Origin of the sequence: Neobacillus sp. B4I6, assembly GCF_050434045.1 — a bacterium.
Taxonomy (GTDB): domain Bacteria; phylum Bacillota; class Bacilli; order Bacillales; family Cytobacillaceae; genus Neobacillus.
The window spans coordinates 260,158-277,380 of sequence record NZ_JBNPWB010000002.1 but is presented as its reverse complement, the minus strand read 5'-3'; the positions used below and the strand labels follow the sequence as shown (position 1 = coordinate 277,380).

19 protein-coding genes, 1 other RNA gene and 1 pseudogene are annotated in these 17,223 nt (G+C 38.7%); 5 read left to right on the top strand and 16 right to left on the bottom strand.

Annotated features, from left to right (window positions below):
- Nucleotides 1-15: 15 nt before the first annotated feature.
- The 3 genes from QF028_RS03170 to QF028_RS03160 all read right to left on the bottom strand — a co-directional run bounded on the left by QF028_RS03170 (nt 16) and on the right by QF028_RS03160 (nt 2,464).
- Nucleotides 16-1,335 (bottom strand): DRTGG domain-containing protein, encoded by a 1,320-nt coding sequence (locus QF028_RS03170; RefSeq protein ID WP_429464074.1) that lies wholly within the window; start codon nt 1,333-1,335, stop codon nt 16-18.
- 124 nt (nt 1,336-1,459) lie between these two features.
- Complete coding sequence (locus QF028_RS03165) at nt 1,460-1,699, bottom strand: hypothetical protein (protein WP_088089241.1); 240 nt, start codon at nt 1,697-1,699, stop codon at nt 1,460-1,462.
- 84 nt (nt 1,700-1,783) lie between these two features.
- On the bottom strand, nt 1,784-2,464 hold the full coding sequence (locus tag QF028_RS03160) for a metal-dependent hydrolase (protein WP_215001060.1): 681 nt from the start codon (nt 2,462-2,464) through the stop codon (nt 1,784-1,786).
- Between the two features lie 191 nt (nt 2,465-2,655).
- On the opposite strand from QF028_RS03160, the gene QF028_RS03155 reads away from it, so the two are divergent.
- Together QF028_RS03155 and ssrS are read left to right on the top strand one after the other, a co-directional pair.
- Entirely contained in the window at nt 2,656-3,753 is a 1,098-nt protein-coding gene (locus QF028_RS03155; protein ID WP_429464071.1) for a M24 family metallopeptidase, read from the top strand.
- 56 nt (nt 3,754-3,809) lie between these two features.
- A non-coding RNA gene (gene ssrS, locus QF028_RS03150) (6S RNA) lies at nt 3,810-4,005 on the top strand.
- Between the two features lie 291 nt (nt 4,006-4,296).
- Here the strand turns inward: ssrS and ald are convergent.
- From ald to QF028_RS03135, 3 genes are all read right to left on the bottom strand, one after another.
- Entirely contained in the window at nt 4,297-5,415 is a 1,119-nt protein-coding gene (ald, locus tag QF028_RS03145; RefSeq protein ID WP_429464069.1) for an alanine dehydrogenase, read from the bottom strand.
- 175 nt (nt 5,416-5,590) lie between these two features.
- Nucleotides 5,591-5,935, bottom strand: a complete 345-nt coding sequence (locus tag QF028_RS03140) for a hypothetical protein (protein WP_429472167.1) — start codon at nt 5,933-5,935, stop codon at nt 5,591-5,593.
- 218 nt (nt 5,936-6,153) lie between these two features.
- Nucleotides 6,154-6,312: a hypothetical protein gene (locus tag QF028_RS03135; RefSeq protein ID WP_410884040.1), complete on the bottom strand. Its 159-nt coding sequence runs from the start codon at nt 6,310-6,312 to the stop codon at nt 6,154-6,156.
- A 105-nt stretch (nt 6,313-6,417) separates the two neighbouring features.
- On the opposite strand from QF028_RS03135, the gene QF028_RS03130 reads away from it, so the two are divergent.
- Nucleotides 6,418-6,870, top strand: coding sequence for a universal stress protein (locus tag QF028_RS03130; protein WP_429464067.1), 453 nt, complete (start codon nt 6,418-6,420; stop codon nt 6,868-6,870).
- 141 nt (nt 6,871-7,011) lie between these two features.
- Nucleotides 7,012-7,326, top strand: coding sequence for a hypothetical protein (locus QF028_RS03125; RefSeq protein ID WP_429464065.1), 315 nt, complete (start codon nt 7,012-7,014; stop codon nt 7,324-7,326).
- Between the two features lie 37 nt (nt 7,327-7,363).
- On the opposite strand, the gene QF028_RS03120 is transcribed toward QF028_RS03125, so the two are convergent.
- The 9 genes from QF028_RS03120 to sppA form a co-directional block, all read right to left on the bottom strand.
- Entirely contained in the window at nt 7,364-7,876 is a 513-nt protein-coding gene (locus tag QF028_RS03120; protein WP_429464063.1) for a MogA/MoaB family molybdenum cofactor biosynthesis protein, read from the bottom strand.
- On the bottom strand, nt 7,873-8,715 hold the full coding sequence (locus tag QF028_RS03115; protein ID WP_429464061.1) for an EcsC family protein: 843 nt from the start codon (nt 8,713-8,715) through the stop codon (nt 7,873-7,875). Before QF028_RS03115 ends, QF028_RS03120 begins: the two co-directional genes overlap by 4 nt.
- A gap of 104 nt (nt 8,716-8,819) precedes the next feature.
- Nucleotides 8,820-10,013, bottom strand: coding sequence for an acetate kinase (locus QF028_RS03110; RefSeq protein WP_215001074.1), 1,194 nt, complete (start codon nt 10,011-10,013; stop codon nt 8,820-8,822).
- Nucleotides 10,014-10,257: 244 nt separating this feature from the next.
- Nucleotides 10,258-11,241: a class I SAM-dependent methyltransferase gene (locus tag QF028_RS03105; RefSeq protein ID WP_215001076.1), complete on the bottom strand. Its 984-nt coding sequence runs from the start codon at nt 11,239-11,241 to the stop codon at nt 10,258-10,260.
- 109 nt (nt 11,242-11,350) lie between these two features.
- The gene (tpx, locus tag QF028_RS03100) at nt 11,351-11,851 is read right to left on the bottom strand and encodes a thiol peroxidase (RefSeq protein ID WP_215001077.1); all 501 of its coding nucleotides are present in this window, start codon (nt 11,849-11,851) and stop codon (nt 11,351-11,353) included.
- A gap of 194 nt (nt 11,852-12,045) precedes the next feature.
- Nucleotides 12,046-12,546 (bottom strand): GerW family sporulation protein, encoded by a 501-nt coding sequence (gene ytfJ, locus QF028_RS03095; RefSeq protein WP_429464058.1) that lies wholly within the window; start codon nt 12,544-12,546, stop codon nt 12,046-12,048.
- A gap of 17 nt (nt 12,547-12,563) precedes the next feature.
- Nucleotides 12,564-13,235 (bottom strand): DUF2953 domain-containing protein, encoded by a 672-nt coding sequence (locus QF028_RS03090; protein ID WP_410884057.1) that lies wholly within the window; start codon nt 13,233-13,235, stop codon nt 12,564-12,566.
- A gap of 103 nt (nt 13,236-13,338) precedes the next feature.
- Nucleotides 13,339-13,806: an RDD family protein gene (locus QF028_RS03085; RefSeq protein ID WP_429464056.1), complete on the bottom strand. Its 468-nt coding sequence runs from the start codon at nt 13,804-13,806 to the stop codon at nt 13,339-13,341.
- A 12-nt stretch (nt 13,807-13,818) separates the two neighbouring features.
- Nucleotides 13,819-14,829 carry a signal peptide peptidase SppA gene (sppA, locus tag QF028_RS03080; protein WP_410884061.1) on the bottom strand — a complete coding sequence of 337 codons (1,011 nt, stop codon included), beginning with the start codon at nt 14,827-14,829 and terminating at the stop codon, nt 13,819-13,821.
- A gap of 169 nt (nt 14,830-14,998) precedes the next feature.
- Between sppA and QF028_RS03075 the strand changes: the two genes are divergently transcribed.
- A complete protein-coding gene (locus QF028_RS03075; protein WP_168245330.1) occupies nt 14,999-15,802 on the top strand; it encodes an NAD kinase in 804 nt (267 codons plus the stop codon).
- A 300-nt stretch (nt 15,803-16,102) separates the two neighbouring features.
- Here QF028_RS03075 and QF028_RS03070 read toward each other — a convergent pair.
- Nucleotides 16,103-16,983: pseudogene (locus QF028_RS03070) on the bottom strand (transposase).
- Nucleotides 16,984-17,223: the final 240 nt, after the last annotated feature.

Here is a 17,223-nt window from a genome sequence, read left to right as displayed (position 1 = left end):
AAATTTGATAGCTGTCTAATTTCTATCAAGCAATTGACACATCATCATTGCTTTTCCAACTAATATTCCTTCATTGAAAACTTCTACATCCACTTTTCCAAATTTACGTCCGACTTCAAGTACTTTCGGATAAATTTCTAATATACTCTCCATTTGAACAGGTTTAATAAAGTAAATAGTCATATTTTCAACGACAAGATCGCCTTTTTTATAGCTCCGTAATACACGGTTTGCTGCATCAGAGACAATCGTTGTAAACACACCGTAAGAGATTGTTCCAAGTTGGTTGGTCATTTGCGGGGTTACTTCGCAAGAGTAAACCTCTTCTCCTTTTGCTTTTCCCTGCATTAATACTATTTGATTTGTAACGATATCGTCGAGAGTTTCCCCGACCTGTGGCTGCCGCTGGTTCATTTGTAATGCTTTTAAAACATCCTGCCTGCTAATAATACCTTCCAAACGGTTTGAGTCATTTGTAACAGGAAGTACTTCAATTCCTTCCCAGACCATGGTATGTGCAGTTGAAGCCACACTTGTCTTCCCATTTACCGACATGGGGTGCTTGGTCATAATTTTATCGATGGATGCTTCTAAATCCTGACCTAAAATGTCCTTACTTGTCACCATCCCTTGAATCTTCATGTTTTGGTCAACTACTGGGTAGCGGCTGTGTGCAGTTTGTTGGTTAAATTCATGCCATTTTGACACCCTATCCGTCGTTTTTAGATAAAAAGTATCAGCAAGAGGGGTTAAAATATCTTCGACTAAAATAATTTCTTTTTTGATTAATTGGTCATAAATCGCCCGGTTAATCATGGTTGCGACCGTAAACGTATCATAGCTCGTTGAGATGACCGGTATTTCTAGTTTATCTGCTAGCTTTTTGATATGATCGTCAGCATCAAATCCACCGGTTATGAGCACAGCGGCTCCAGCTTTTAAAGCAAGTTCATGCGCCTGAGTCCGGTTCCCGACTATTAATAGGTTACCAGCCTCAGTGTAGCGCATCATGGCTTCTAATTTCATGGCACCAATAACAAATTTATTTAGGGTTTTATGCAAGCCCGTTCTTCCGCCCAACACCTGACCATCAACAATATTTACTACCTCAGCAAAAGTGAGTTTTTCAATATTCTCTTTCTTTTTCCGTTCTATTCTAATCGTTCCAACCCGTTCGATGGTACTTACATATCCTTTATTTTCCGCTTCTTTAATCGCACGGTAGGCTGTACCTTCACTAACGGACATCGCCTTGGCAATTTGTCTGACAGATATCTTTTCCCCAATAGGGAGACCATCAATATATTGTAAAATTTGTTCATGCTTAGTGGCCAAGACCTTCACCCTTTATAGTCAAATTCCAATTATTCTATTTAGAATAACCCGGATTACATATAATTTTTATTATAGAGTGTTGAAAGCCTTGATTCAATGCGGATTCTCACATTACTCTTAATTCTCAATGATAGAACCTAGATTTCTTCCTAGATCGTCGCTCCGATTGAAGTTTATGTCCTTGCTTTTTGGGGCTATAAAGAAGGCCAGTAAGATTTCCAGCGATAACGATTAAGGCAAATGAGAGCCAGGCTAATGAAAATATCCCTTGAGCCCCATCAGCATAAATAGATAATCTTGGTGCTCCATAATAAAGCAAGATGCCACAGAGTAACAGGCAAAGTAAATATCTGTTCTTTTTCAATTTTATTTCCTCCCCCTAAAAGACTGCTTGTTCCATATTTATGCATAGTGGAAGGAAAAAAGTATGTAAATCGCCTAAGAACAATTAAATTTCGATGGCTTCGCCTGGTTGGAGTACTTTACCGTTTTTATCTTCCAGCATCTCAATAAACTTAAACGGGTCTTGTTTGATTGGCGGGAAGGTATTGTAGTGGATCGGCACAACTGTATTAGCTTTTAACAGCTTTGCTGCGTATGCTGCATCTTCAGGCCCCATTGTAAAATTATCACCTATGGGCAGGAAGGCTACTTCAATCGGATGGCGCTCACCAATCAACTTCATATCTGAAAATAACCCCGTATCACCAGCATGATAAATCGTCTTTCCTTCATTCATAAATAAGATTCCAGCAGGCATGCCGCAATAGATGAGTTCATTATTTTCTGTTGTAAAGCTTGATCCATGGAAGGCTTGCGTTAGTTTAACTTTGCCAAACTCAAATTGATGGGCACCACCGATGTGCATACCATGGGTATGAACTCCCTGCCAGCTTAAGTAAGTAGAAATTTCGTGGTTAGCAACGACAAGGGAGTTATTTTTCTTTGCCAGCTCAACCGTATCCCCGACATGGTCATTGTGACCATGCGATAAAATAATGACATCTGGTCTTAGTTCCTCCACCTTCAAGTCCGTCAATTGATTGCCATTTATGAAGGGGTCAATTAAGATGGTTTTCCCGTTTGTTTGAATTTGTACAACAGAATGTCCATGATACGAAATTTTCATTCGACTTGCTCCTCTCGGTTTTCATATAGTATATACTTCCATACGATAACTGGAATTCCTTCCATATCTCTAGTTTAATCCTAATATATTGATTTTAAGCAAGGAGAAGTATAAGGTGGTCAGTTAGTTTACATTTCAAGTTTTAATTGATAATCTCATCATAGGACATGAATTACATAGGGGGAGTAAAAATGAATCAGCGATTAACTAAGCTTCAAACATGGATGAGAGAAAACGATATTGAAGTTAGCTTCCTAACCTCATCAGAGAATGTATTTTATTTAAGCGGATATTACACCAATCCACATGAACGCTTGCTCGCACTAGCAGTCTTTCAAACAGACGAGCCCTTCCTTGTTTGCCCAGGGATGGAAGTCCACGATGCCAAACGTTTTGGCTGGGCCAATGAAATTCTCGGCTATAGCGACATTGACAATCCGTGGGAAATGATTCTAAATTCCATCAATAAAAGAATAAATGGCGTGTCAAAAGCAGCTATTGAAAAAGAACATATGAATGTGGAACGTTATGAACAACTCTCAAAGTTATTCCCTCAGGCATCATTTGTTTCTGCTGAAGAAAAATTACGAATGCTTCGAATGATTAAGGATGCCAAGGAGTTAAAAACTATTGAAGAGGCCTGTGCCCTTGCCGATTACGCAGTTGAATTCGGTGCTAATGAAATCAAGGAAGGCAAAACGGAGTTGGAAATACTTAATGCCTTAGAATACGCCCTAAAACAAAAGGGTGTGACCGAAATGTCGTTTTCGACAATGGTGCTTACCGGAGCAAATGCAGCTTCTCCACATGGAAACCCCGGAGAAACAAAAATTCAAAAAGGCGATCTTGTTTTATTTGATTTGGGTGTGGTCGTTGACAGGTATTGTTCTGATATCACTAGAACGGTTGCTTATGGGGACATTAATGACAAGCAAAAGGAAATCTATGACACCGTATTAAAAGCCCAGCTTGCTGCCATTGAAGCAAGCATTCCAGGGGTTCGTGCAGCCGAAGTGGACTTAACTGCCCGTCGAATCATTGCTGAAGCCGGATTCGGAGAGTATTTTCCACACCGCCTTGGGCATGGTCTCGGGATAAGCGTGCATGAATACCCATCATTAACTGAGACAAATGACCTTATTATTGAAGAAGGTATGGTATACACGATTGAACCAGGTATCTATGTACCAAATGTGGCTGGTGTTCGCATTGAAGACGATGTGTTTATTACCTCAGACGGGGCAAAAGTCCTCACAAAATTCCCAAAAGAGTTACAGATCATTAAATAATTTCTTTTGGACTTTTTTTACATTGAAATCTGTGAAGAGTTGGTATATTATATAAATACAAGCTGCGTTGTTCGTAGTCATAATAAAGTTTTAACCTTTAAGCTGTAAAAGGGAGTTTAACCATTGGAGCTCGAATGACAAGCCTCTGTCTATAAGACCTGGAGGACATGCAGAAAAGTTTCTGAGAACACCCACTTTGAGGAGTGGTGGTTTAAAACTTTCTTATATTAATACGGCAAATGCGGCTACATATTTAGTTTTATTAAACCAGTTCCTTTTTAGGAGCTGGTTTTTTTTATTAAATGCTTGGTTAATAATTTTAGACTTTATACGCCAAATGTGCCCTGTTTCAAAGTTTCTGGCTCGTTTCGGACACGTAGAACCCCTCTACGTTACCCTTTTCTCTGGTCCTGGCTCTTTTCGGTCACGTTGAACCCCTCTACGTGACCTTTTTCTCTGGTCCTGGCTCTTTCGGTCACGTAGAATCACCTTTTAGAAAAAGGAGGAGGGACATATCCGTCCCTCCTCCTTCCTAGTTAATCATTATTTTTCCAGCAATGTTTTGGTAGCTAAAAATTCAAGTCCATGTGCGTCTGCGACTGCTTCGTAAGTTACATACCCGCCTAGTGTGTTGATACCCTTCAATAATGCTTCATTGCTAAGACATGCTTGTTTGTATCCTTTATTTGCAATTTGAACCGCATACGGTACGGTTACGTTTGTTAACGCAATGGTTGATGTTCTTGGTACCGCACCTGGCATATTGGCAACAGCATAATGGACAACATCATGCTTCACATAGGTTGGATTATCATGAGTAGTAATCCGATCAGTCGTATCAAAAATACCGCCTTGGTCGATTGCAATATCGACAACGACACTGCCAGGTTTCATTGATTGAATCATCGCTTCCGTTACAAGTTTCGGTGCTTTGGCCCCCGGAATAAGAACAGCACCAATGACCAAATCCGACTCCCTTACTGCTTCGGCAATATTATAAGGATTGGACATTAAGGTTGTCACATCGGATCCAAAAATATCATCTAATTGACGAAGCCGATCTGGATTTAAATCAATAATGGTCACTTTTGCCCCTAAACCAATCGCCATTTTAGCCGCATTCGTTCCAGCCACACCTCCGCCAATAATAGTTACCGTTCCTCTTTGGACTCCTGGGACACCGGAAAGAAGAATACCCATCCCTCCATGAACCTTCTCAAGGAATTGAGCACCAATTTGAGCAGCCATTCTTCCAGCGACCTCACTCATCGGTGTTAATAATGGTAAACTTCTATTAGATAACTGAACCGTTTCATAGGCTATACCCACTACTTTTTTATCAATCAATGCTTTGGTTAATTCTGGTTCAGGTGCAAGATGTAAGTATGTAAATAATATTAAGCCTTCTCGGAAGTATTTATATTCACTAGGAAGCGGCTCTTTAACCTTCATTACCATTTCCATGGACCATGCTTCTTCTGCTGTATCTACTAATTTTGCACCAGCAGTTTCATAATCCTCATTTAAAAAACCAGAGCCTAGCCCTGCTCCTTTTTCAATAAAAACCTCATGACCAAATTTCACTAGGTTGACCACTCCAGCAGGTGTCATGGCTACACGGTTTTCATTATTTTTGATTTCCGTAGGTACTCCGATCCGCATGTGTTTTCCTCCAAGTATTATTATTCATAGAAAAATAGACCAAGCCAATTTTATTATAACCTTTTTCATAAGTTAGATGTATTCTCATTGATGATAACAAATACACATTTTAATTCCATAAAAAATATAGCAAAAGCTTTGCCGATTATGGCAAAGCCTATGTTTTAATGAGTCATTAATACCAAGGATAATAAGGGTATGGGTACGGTGGATAGTACGGATATCCGTAACCGTATCCGAAACCTGGAGCTAATAAGGCACCTGCTGCTAACCCAGTTAAGAATGGGAACCCAAATCCAAAACCAAATGGTCTTCCGAAGCCAAAACCAAATGGTCTTCCAAAGCCGAATCCAAATGGTCTTCCAAACCCAAATCCAAATGGTCTGCCGAAGCCACCAAATCCAAATCCTGGACGGCCAAATCCACCAAAGTGTCCGAATCCTCCATGGCCGAATCCACCAAAGTGTCCGAATCCTCCGTGGCCGAATCCCCCATGAATTCTTTCATCTGCTGGGTTCATCACATCATATTGCACATCAATGTTACTAGGCATTCCATACATTTCTGTACTCATAATTCTCCTCCTCAATTCTAATTTATTGACACATTAAAGAATATGCAAGTGTGTATGCATATTCTTGGGTATTTGCCTGTAACCTTAAAAATTCCCAAGACACATGTCTAGAAAAAAAGACTGCCCAATATTGGACAGTCCCTCAGTATCTATACATTTTTTACTTAGCTCTCTGTACCAGAAAAATCCTCACTATCAGCAATCGCTGTTCCTTCGCCAATAAAACCACTAGTATACGAATTCATAATTTGTTGGCTTACTTCAATCGTACCCTGTTCGTCAAACTCAAACAAAAACTTTTTATTCTGGTCATGGTTTACCATCCGACAATCTCCTTTCCTTTGTAAACTACCTCTTTATTGTTCGAAAAATTGCAACAGTTATTCCTTGTTAAATAATGTATAATTTAAGTAAGGAGATGATAAATCATGGGACTTAAATATCAGAATATTTTAGTCGCTATTGATGGTTCAAAAGAAGCAGATTGGGCTTTTAAAAAGGGCATTGAAATTGCCAAAAGAAATGACGCCACCCTATTATTAGTCCATGTTATTGACACTAGGACGTTTGCTTTAATTGAAGCTTACGATACAGTTATTGGTGATCGGGCAGAAAAGCTTGCAAAAGATATGCTTGAAAATTATCTAAAACAAGCGGAGGATGCAGGCTTAACAAAAGTGCAATATGAAATAGACTACGGCTCTCCTAAAATAAGAATTCCTAGAGATTTGGCTAAAAAACACAATATTGATTTAATTCTCTGCGGTGCTACTGGATTAAATGTAGTGGAAAGGTTCTTTATCGGCAGTGTTTCTGAACATATCACCCGATATGCAGCTTGTGACGTTCTCGTCGTACGCACAGACAAAGATTCCGAATAAATATGAAATTTTCAAAAGCACGCAGCCATGATGCTTCGTGCTTTTTTATACACTAAATTGACCTTAAAAATAGGTTTGTAGAGAATGGTTTATACATGTATAGTATAATAAAATACTAATAAATAGATTGGAGGCAACTATATGAAAGAATATTTTTCATTTGATGATCGTCTTGGTATCCAGCTCCCCGATTTAACAATGGAATTGGCTGATTACAGCATAGAAACACAGGAAGAGATTCTCTTATATTGGGAACAAGTTCGAGGCTCTATCCCGGACCGGATTGGAGAACTAGAAAATCAAATTAATCAGAAACAAGCACTTCTTTCGAATGAAAGTAATTTCCCTCGCTCCTGTCAACTGAACACCGAAATTGCGGAACTAGCTTCGATTATTAATGATTTATGGCTATGGTACCGAGCAAACGAAGTTCTTTCAACAAAAGTCCATCAATAAAAAACTCCCTTTCCATCGAAAAAGGGAGTTTTCTCTATTAAAGGTCTTTTTGTATTTCTCTCACTACATGGCCAAGTTCAGGTAAAATTAATTTATTCATCGCTAGTTTCACAGCACCAGTTGAGCCTGGGGTGGAGAATACAGCTTTATTTTTTATCACCCCCGCAATGGCCCTTGAAAGAATTGCAGCGCTGCCAATATCGTCTTGATAGCTCAACATCCTGAACAATTCTCCAAATCCAACAATTTCTTTATCTAGTAAATTTTGTACAGTTTCTATCGTTACGTCTCGCTTTGCAATCCCTGTGCCGCCATTTGTTAAAATGACATCAATTTCTTCTCTTGAACAGCCCTTTACTAATTCATCATGAATTGGTGCGGCCTCATCTTTTACTATCACGTAATCTATAATTTTGTGACCTGCTTGTTCAAGCAGTTCCATCATCAGTTTACCACTTTTGTCTGTTTCGCTATTTCTTGTATCACTAACTGTGATTACTTTACAATTTACCGTTTTTGGGGCTTCCTTTTTATGTTCTTGAGTACTCATCCAATATACTCCTCTTTTTCTTTTAGGTAACGAAGTTGATAATATTTATGCGCTAAATCAGTTACCTTTCTCGTTAACTGATAATTGGCGCCTGCACCAATCGCCATACTGACAAGCGGGATACCTTGTATCACCTTTTTTCGGAACAATGTAATAACCAACGCTTTCAATAGTTGCTGTACTGGCTGTTCAATCCATGTAATATCAATAATTTCCTCATTTCCTTTATAAAAATAATAGTCATCCCGATTCTCCAATTCATCCATCAACAAGCTCCATCCCTCTAGTTGAAGCCTTGGCGGCAATGTTGCCGTATGAAACACCTTCAGAGAGGTCATCATTTCAAACGGGGTATTAACCTCAATCCCATAGGTCATTGCAATTAATTGGACGGCCCTTAAATTAATAACGGCTATTGCTGGTATGTCTGTGCTTAGAAGAAGTGGACCACCAGTCCCAGCTAAACCACCTTGAGCAAAAGAGTATAGACGATGCCTCGCAATTTGCTGCTCTGCAATGTATTGTAATTGCTCAATTTTTAATTGGCGTAAGTCTTCTACTTTTTCTAAGTCTTTATGAAATATCCGCCCCGCAGAAAGAATTCTCTCCTTTGCATCCATCTGTAGCTGCGAGCCTTGTATCATACTATGTAAATGAAACAGCCAACTATCAATAACAGTAAAGAATTGCCGTTGAACCCTTTCGGGTAATAATAAGAATGATTGTTGCAGATATTTTTCATAAGTTAATTGGAAATCATTGGGCTCAAATTCACGTAAATTTCTTTCCCAATCCTGTATTTCATTCAAGACCTTTGCTTCACGGTCTGTTAATGGCATGATCGATTCCCCTCCACAGCAAGGCTTTCTATTTCCAGTATATCACAATGAAATAAAAGGATAAAAAGGCAAAAGCCATTAAATTAGCTTTTGCCTTCTGTTTATTAAAGAGTATTTGCTAAGCGAACGACGTCTCTAGCAATCATTACTTCTTCATTAGTCGGTATAATTAATACTTTAACTGGTGAGTGTGGATAGTTGATGAATGTTTCTTCGCCTCTCACTTTGTTCAAAGCAGGGTCCCAATAAACACCCATAAATTCAAGGCCTCTTAAGATTTTCTCCCTAATCGTATCACTATTTTCACCGATACCAGCTGTGAAAATAATTGCATCTACACCATTCATTCTTGAAGCATAGGAACCAATGTATTTATGGATACGGTTTGCAAATACATCTAGAGCAAGTTGAGCGCGGTCATTACCCTTTTTTGCTTCAATTTCAATATCCCTTAAATCACTAGAGAAGCCTGACATAGCGAGCATACCACTCTTTTTATTCAAAACATCAAGGACTTCATCCGCTGTTTTATTTGTTTTCTCCATAATATAAGGAATGAGTGCAGGGTCAATATTACCTGAGCGAGTTCCCATCGTTACCCCTGCAAGTGGTGTGAAGCCCATAGATGTATCAATCGACATACCGCTTTCAATCGCAGCAATACTTGCTCCATTCCCTAAATGACACGAAATAAGGCGAAGTTGTTCAACGGGTCGACCTAGTAACTCTGCAGCACGTTGTGAAACATATTTATGTGATGTTCCATGAAAGCCATACTTACGAATGCCATACTTTTCGTAATACTCCATTGGCAGGCTATACAGGTAAGAACTTTCTGGCATCGTTTGGTGGAAAGCCGTATCAAAAACAGCTACCGCAGGAACATTTGGGAGCACACTCATGAAAGCTTTAATTCCTGTAAGATTTGCTGGGTTATGCAAAGGTGCAAGTTCTGATAATTCATCAATTTTCTTTAATACTTCATCTGTGATAAGCACTGAGTCATTAAATGTTTCACCACCATGGACTACTCGGTGTCCCATTCCAACAATCTCATCAAGTGATTTGATAATCCCTAAAGTGGTTAGTTTATCCAAAAGCATTTTAACCGCGACTTCATGATCAGGAATATCACTGATTTCTTGGATTTTCTCTCCATTTACTGTAATATTAAAAATCGAATCATTCAATCCGATTCTTTCAATTAATCCTTTTGTAATAACATCTTCGCTTGGCATTTCAAACAATTGAAACTTCAAGGAAGAGCTTCCTGCATTAATTGCAATAATTTTTGCCATTTTTGTTACCGCTCCTTTTATATAACAACACTGGTTTGGAGTAATTTTTGTTAGTACAACATTATTTTGCTCAAACCGCTCTTGATTATTTCCTTCCTCATTTAATCATTGTGTATATTATATTTCAAGGTATAATTCACATGGCAGCGTTTACATTACGAATGTTAATATATTCACATATTTCGGTAATTTTATAAGATTTATAACACTCAGAAAAAAAGGATGAGCAGGGTTTAAACCCTGTTCATCCTTTGTTCTCTTGGAACCATTTTTCCATTTTAGATAGTATTTTATCCATTTCTACTGCATTCGAAAGGCTAGGCAAATCGACAAGTAATGCCTGCTTTGGCGGTTGCACGCCTAAACCCTTTTTTTGGAGGATGATGATACTCTTAGCTGTATTTTTATTATTAAACATGCTCGTGGGTAATTGTAACAATCCTTGCACAATGACATGCTCTTTAAAGAATTCACTTAGTTGAGAGGCTTGTTCACTTTCAAATAAACCATTAGGAATAATAAAGAATAAATACCCACCAGGTGCTGTATACATGACACTTTGCTCAATGAATAAATGATGGGAATAGGTATGTCCCTCATCTGCCTTTACTTGATACTCCGCTGCTCTGACATCATTCGGATAATATCCAACAGGTAAATCACCGATGACCGCATCTACGGGGTCGATAAGCAGTGGCTCAAGGCTGTCTTGATTGAAGAGTTGAATAGGGTGCTCTTGTAAATTTGCATTAACATAGGCAAGCTTAATTAACAGGTCATCAATCTCCACACCGACAGAATCTACTTTTTTTTGCAGGTGATTTAATACAGTTGTTAACAAATTACCGGTTCCTACTGCTGGGTCAAGCAAGCGGAATGTTGACTGTTTCATAAATCTATTTACTAAATAACCGACAAGCATCCCCACTGTATCAGGTGTCATTTGATGGTTAGGCTGAACACTTTCTTTCATCCCTTTTAAAATGACAAGCTGATATGCCTTTCGAAGTTCCTCGTTTGAAAATTTGTTTAAATTGATCTGTTCATATTGTTTCTTAATCCTTTTTTCTGTTAGTTCGCTGACCTCAGCCTGAAGGATAGAGCCATGAAATAAATTCTCGCCAGTTTCTGCAAGTGCCTCTAAATATGTACAATTAAGTTCTTCCTGTAAAAGAAGTGCTGTTTCATTAAATAACGTAAAAAGTTGTTCTACTGGAGAAACGTTCATCTTTTCCCCTCCCTCTTTAAATTCCTTATCCATTTTAATCGAGTATAGCTATTTTATACAAGTTTTAACCAAACAAAAAGGCCTCGTAATACCGAGGCCTTCTGCTTTACTATTTTGCAGCCTTTGCAGCTTCAATTGCTGCTTCGTAGTTAGGGTGGTTTGTTGCTTCACTAACATACTCAACATATGTCACTGTATCACTTGAATCAACAACAAATACAGCACGAGCCAATAGTCTTAATTCTTGGATAGCAACCCCATATGCTTCTCCAAAAGAAAGGTCACGGTGATCAGATAACGTTTGAACGTTTTCTATTCCGCTTGCAGCACACCAGCGCTTTTGTGCAAAAGGTAAGTCCATGCTTACAGTTAAAATTTTCACGTTGCCTAAGCTATTTGCTTCTTCATTAAACCGGCGTGTTTCTGCATCACACACACCCGTATCCAAAGATGGGACGGAAGTAATTAAACGCACTTGACCCTTTGTATTCTCTAATGTTACTGCTGATAAGTCATTCGCTAGGACTGTGAAGTTAGGTGCTTTGTCCCCTACCTTTACTTCATTGCCTAATAGAGTAATTGGGTTTCCTTTAAATGTTACATTTGCCATAATACATCCTCCTTTGTCGTATCCAAGTTCAAGCGATTGTTGTAAACCACTTCACTTCAAATATGTACAGTGTAAATATATCTTTTCAATATCTATTTTGCAATTATTTAGACTTATTGAAAATTGCTAGCGCCCCGTTTAGCGACATGAAAAAAGTTAATCTTCCTAGTCTTTTGGAAGATTAACCTTTCCTACTATAATTCAAGCTCTTCTTTTGGTTTATGCTCGTTTTTAGATCCTTGCGAACTATTTTGCTGTTGCCCTTGGTCCTTTTTTGAGAACATTTGCTGAACTTTATCAATCGCGGAAGGAGCAAGTTCAAGTATTTTCTCATACAAATGGGTGCTTTCATCTAAATGCAGCATTTTTACTCCATGAGAGTTGACAATTAAAAAAGCAATTGGGGTAATAGAAACACCGCCCCCGCTCCCTCCCCCAAATGGATGGGATGAACCTTGACTTTGTCCTTGACCTTGTTCTTTTCCTTGTCCTTGACCTTGACTTTGACTTTGAGACCCTTGGAGCTTAAATTCACTACCACCTGCAGCAAATCCAAAGCCTACTTTCGATACTGTCAAAATAACACTGCCGTCTGGGGTCTCAACTGGGTCCCCTATAATCGTATTAACGTCAATCATTTCTTTCAAACTTTCCATTGCAGTTGTCATCAAACCTTGAATTGGGTGGTCAGACATGGCTGTTTCCTCCTTTTTCAAACGGATTTTGTTTTATCATTTGCAAAATTAGTTTTCTTTTTAAAGTGCGGAAGTCCGCCCTTCCAGAATCTAAACAGTTTTAATCCTGCTAGAATAGCATACCCGATACGAAACTGAATAATACATGTAAATCTTGTTTGAATTACGGCAGCTTGAAAGTGTGGGGTAACCGATATTTTGGGCATTTCTTTAAGTTTGAAATAATGACTGAGAAGCCCTATGATGCTCCCCTTAAAGGCCCATATTGCTCCGGTTATTGTCCCAGTGTGCGCCGCATCTCCGAGACCAATCAGCGTATTCCATTCTAAGCCTTTCATTGTGACCTTCCGAAAAAACTTCCTGACAATACGATGTAATCCGAACACATGATTGAGTAATTTTTTGGCATTTGATGCATTAGTCTCCACCTCATCTGTTGTAATATGATTCGTGTCTTGTTTAGTTGATTCTCGTGCGGAATCTCCCATTTTAGTATTACTTTCTACAACTATGCTAGGAGAATTATCATCCACTTTTATTAACGGAACATTTATTGTATATTTTATTAACCCGAACCAAATCTTTAATTTTATCTTTAGATCGTCATTGTCATTATGATGATAATAATTAATAAGGATTGTTAATTTAGTAAAAAGAATGAGAATGAAAAAGAGCAATAGAATGGACAAAATCAGGAGCACCCAAAACAATTTCAATCACAACCTTTCAGCGGGTAGTATTTGCTTTTATATAAAAAAATAAACCTACCAACAATTGTTGATAGGTTTATTTTCACCGTTCCACATGGATAACTGTTGTGTCAGTGAAGAGATCATGCAAGCCCTGTTTTTTTGGTAAAAAAGCGACAATGATATATCCGAAGATAATCGTTGCTGATATAAATCGGCCGATCCATTCACGAAAGAGTATGGTTCCCCAGGTCAATTGATCATTCTTTAAATCGACTACCTTCAATCCAAACACCATTTTCCCAAGGGTTTGATTAAGATATTTTGTCATCAAGACGAAATATAAATAAAAGATGACCGCCGATGAAATGGAGACTGGCGCAAACATATTGGTTTCTGATAAAGGAATATCCAATAATCGAAAAATAGGTTTAATTAGCAGCCGAACAATGCTTCCCACGACCACTAAATCAAGCAGATACGCCCAAAAGCGCATCCAGAAGCCCGCATAACGAACGGTATAATTTTCCTTTCTGTCAGGCGTGGTTTCTTGATATTCATTTATATCCATTAATTAGCCCCCCTATTCTGCATACAGATACATGAGACGTGGAGAATTCGGCTTCGAAAGTATTTGCATTAATCCAGCCATTTCAACGTTTTCACCCATTAATTTCTTTGCCTGCATAGTAAATAAGGAACCCAAACCAAGAGAATCTGAATAACGAACCACCTGCGCCCCTTTGAGCTTTTCTTGTTTTTTCATAAGATTCACTACATCGTCTAAGTAGCCGAACCCATCGATTAGGTGTAAATCCTTCGCTTGTCGTCCATCGTAAACACGGCCGTCAGCAATTTTTTTCACCTGGGCGACGGGCAAGTTACGCCCTTCTGAAATCACTTTGACAAATCCTTCATAGGAATTATTGATCATCGACTGTAATATTTGCCGTTCTTCATCTGTCATTTTTCTTGTTGGGCTCATAATGTCCTTATGCTTGCCACTTTTTATGGTGACAAAATCTACCCCATACTTATCGGCAAGACCTTCATAATTGATGCCTTCCATAATAACCCCAAGGCTGCCCGTCATCGTCTCAGGACTTGCATAAATCTTTTTTGCTGCAGTTGAAATATAATATCCTCCTGATGCTGCCATTGAACCCATCGAGATATAGACTGGTTTTTTACTGTTTTTTTGAATTTCAACGAGTCTATCGTGAATTTCTGCACTTTCAACGACACCACCGCCTGGTGAGTTGACCTTTATTATTATCCCTTTTACAGAATCATCTTTTTTTATATAGTTTAACTTTTTCATAAAATCCTGATGATTGTAGCCTGCACTTTGTAGGAAGGAACCAGTTTCACCAGTATCCTGTATGACACCATTGACATCGAGAATCACAATTTTCTTTAATTCGTTGCCTTCATTGACAACCTCTTCTGTAAAAGGTTGCTCAGCTGATGCCATAAAGTCGGTAAAATCAGTTTGAATCCCTTTAAAAGTAGTAGCTGATAAAAAATTAATTACCACAGAAACAAAAAATAACGCTGCCGCAATCCCTAAAGCAGCCCACCGTTTTCCATTCATAGATAAGTAAGTCCCCCTTTTTCTTTTAGTCTAAAATTTATGTCCTGCTTTTATATTGTTTCAATAAAATGCTAAACTAATTTCAGACTAACATTATTTTAGCAAAGATTATTTTTGGGGTGGGTAATCATGTTACAATTATCTCATCTTTTTCCAGGGGGTACATAAAATGGCAAACAGGCGCAATATTTACTTTTATCATAAACGGGATGAGGATATGCTATCAAAAATGGCTCCTCTTTTTGATGTGGCCGACCGTTATGGTTTTACGATTGTCACTGATTACCGAAATGCTAATATCATTGCCAGTGTTGGAGATGACGGAACATTTCTACAAGCCGTCAGGAAAACCGGCTTCCGTGATGATTGCCTTTACATGGGGATTTCAACTAAAGATAGCTTGAATATGTATTGTGATTTCCGAATTAATGATATTTCAAAAATGATTGACGCTATTATTACAAATGAAAATTTAAAAGTTCGTCGTTATCCATTAATTGACGTATCCGTTGATGGTCAGGGTACTTTTACTTGTTTAAACGAATTCAGCATACGTTCTTCGATCATAAAAACACTAGTGGTAGATGTCTTTATTAATAAGCTCCATTTAGAAACCTTTCGCGGGGATGGGTTGATTGTTGCGACACCAACCGGAAGTACTGCTTATAATAAATCGGTGAAGGGTTCGATTGTTGACCCTCTTATCCCCTGCATGCAGGTGAGTGAAGTAGCATCCCTAAATACAAATCTTTACCGAACACTAGATTCCTCCTTTATTGTTGGAAGTGAACGAACACTGACATTCAATGTAATATCCGAAGGCAATGATTATCCTACCATGGGGATGGATAATGAAGCATTAAGTATTCGTCACGTTGAGAAAATCAGCATAAGAATAAGTGATAAAAAGTTAAAAACACTAAAGCTTAAGGACAACTCCTTCTGGGAAAAAGTGAAACGGACTTTTTTATAAGAAAAGCGGAAGCGCCCGTTTAGCGAAGTAATAAGTTTTTCTTAAGAATAGAAAAACCTTATCCTATTAAAGGGATAAGGTCAGATTGTCGAGAAAGGGTATTTTTCTCGGCAATTTTTTATTCTCAGCATTTAATTATTCATTGTACCTGCTAATGGGCCTGTTGATTTCCGCTCTAGGCACTTCGCTTTCCGCGGGCGGTCCGGGGAGCCTCCTCGGCGCTAGCGCCTGCGGGGTCTCCCCAGCCCCGTACTCCCGCAGGAGTCTGCGTGCCTTCCGCAGAAATCAACAGGGAGGTAATCAACTTAAAGAATTGCAACACACTTTTTCTAGCCTTGCTAATTGTGTTGCAATCTTTTTCATATTTTGGCAGGCTGCCGTAAGGAGAGCCTCGCTTGCTTCTTCAATCCCCGTAACCGGCAATAGCGAAGCCCGTGCAGCTCTTTTGAGTCTGCGAAGCTTCGCTCAATTTTTTCCTTTCTAAATTTATAAAGCATTTTTCCAGATTTAGATAAGCGATTTTCCCTTAACTTTTCCTTGTGCTCTTCCCAAACATGACGTGTCACTACTTTTACCTTATTTTTGGAGCGTGTACATTGGGAAAGAAGTGGGCAGTTTTCATATTTCTTCGAATCAGACTTATATTCTTTATAACCCTCACGGTTTGTTGTACTGTAGGGTAATTCTTGATTATTAGGACAAACGTATAGATCTCGTTTATTAGCGTTAGCCTTTAAATGAGTAGAATCCGAAAATAAGACACGACCACCTACCATTTTGTGATTCATTGCCTGGAGAACCATCTCATCAAATATTTCCTGAAAGATATCGGTACCTTTAAAACGATGTTGGCGATTCCAACTAATCGTTGAGTGGTGTGGAACAGGATCCTTAAATTTCAGGCCTAAAAACCAGCGGTAGGCAACATTCATTTCAATTTCTCTTTGTAATTGTCGCTCGGATCGGATGCCATATATATAACCAATAAACATCATTTTAAATAGAATAGTGGGATCGGAAGGGCGTCCGTTATCATCACTATAATAAGGACGTACCTTTTCAAGAAGGAATGAAAGATCAATATATTTATCGATTAAACGAAGAAGGTGATTGTCAGGAACCAATTCATCAATAGAAACAAATTCATATTCACTTTGGGTAGATACTCTTGGTTTAAACATAGATTTCACCACTTAATTTTTTATTGTTTGGTTGTGTTAAGAGCAGTGTATTATTGATTTTACAGCTCTGTTGATTTGCGCGGAAGGCACGCAGACTCCTGCGGGAGTACGGGGCAGGGGAGACCCCGCAGGCGCTTCAGCGCCGAGGAGGCTCCCCGGCACGCCCGCGGAAAGCGAAGTGCCTGGAGCGGAAATCAACAAACATGTTGCAAAGCCTATATATTAATAATATTATAATAA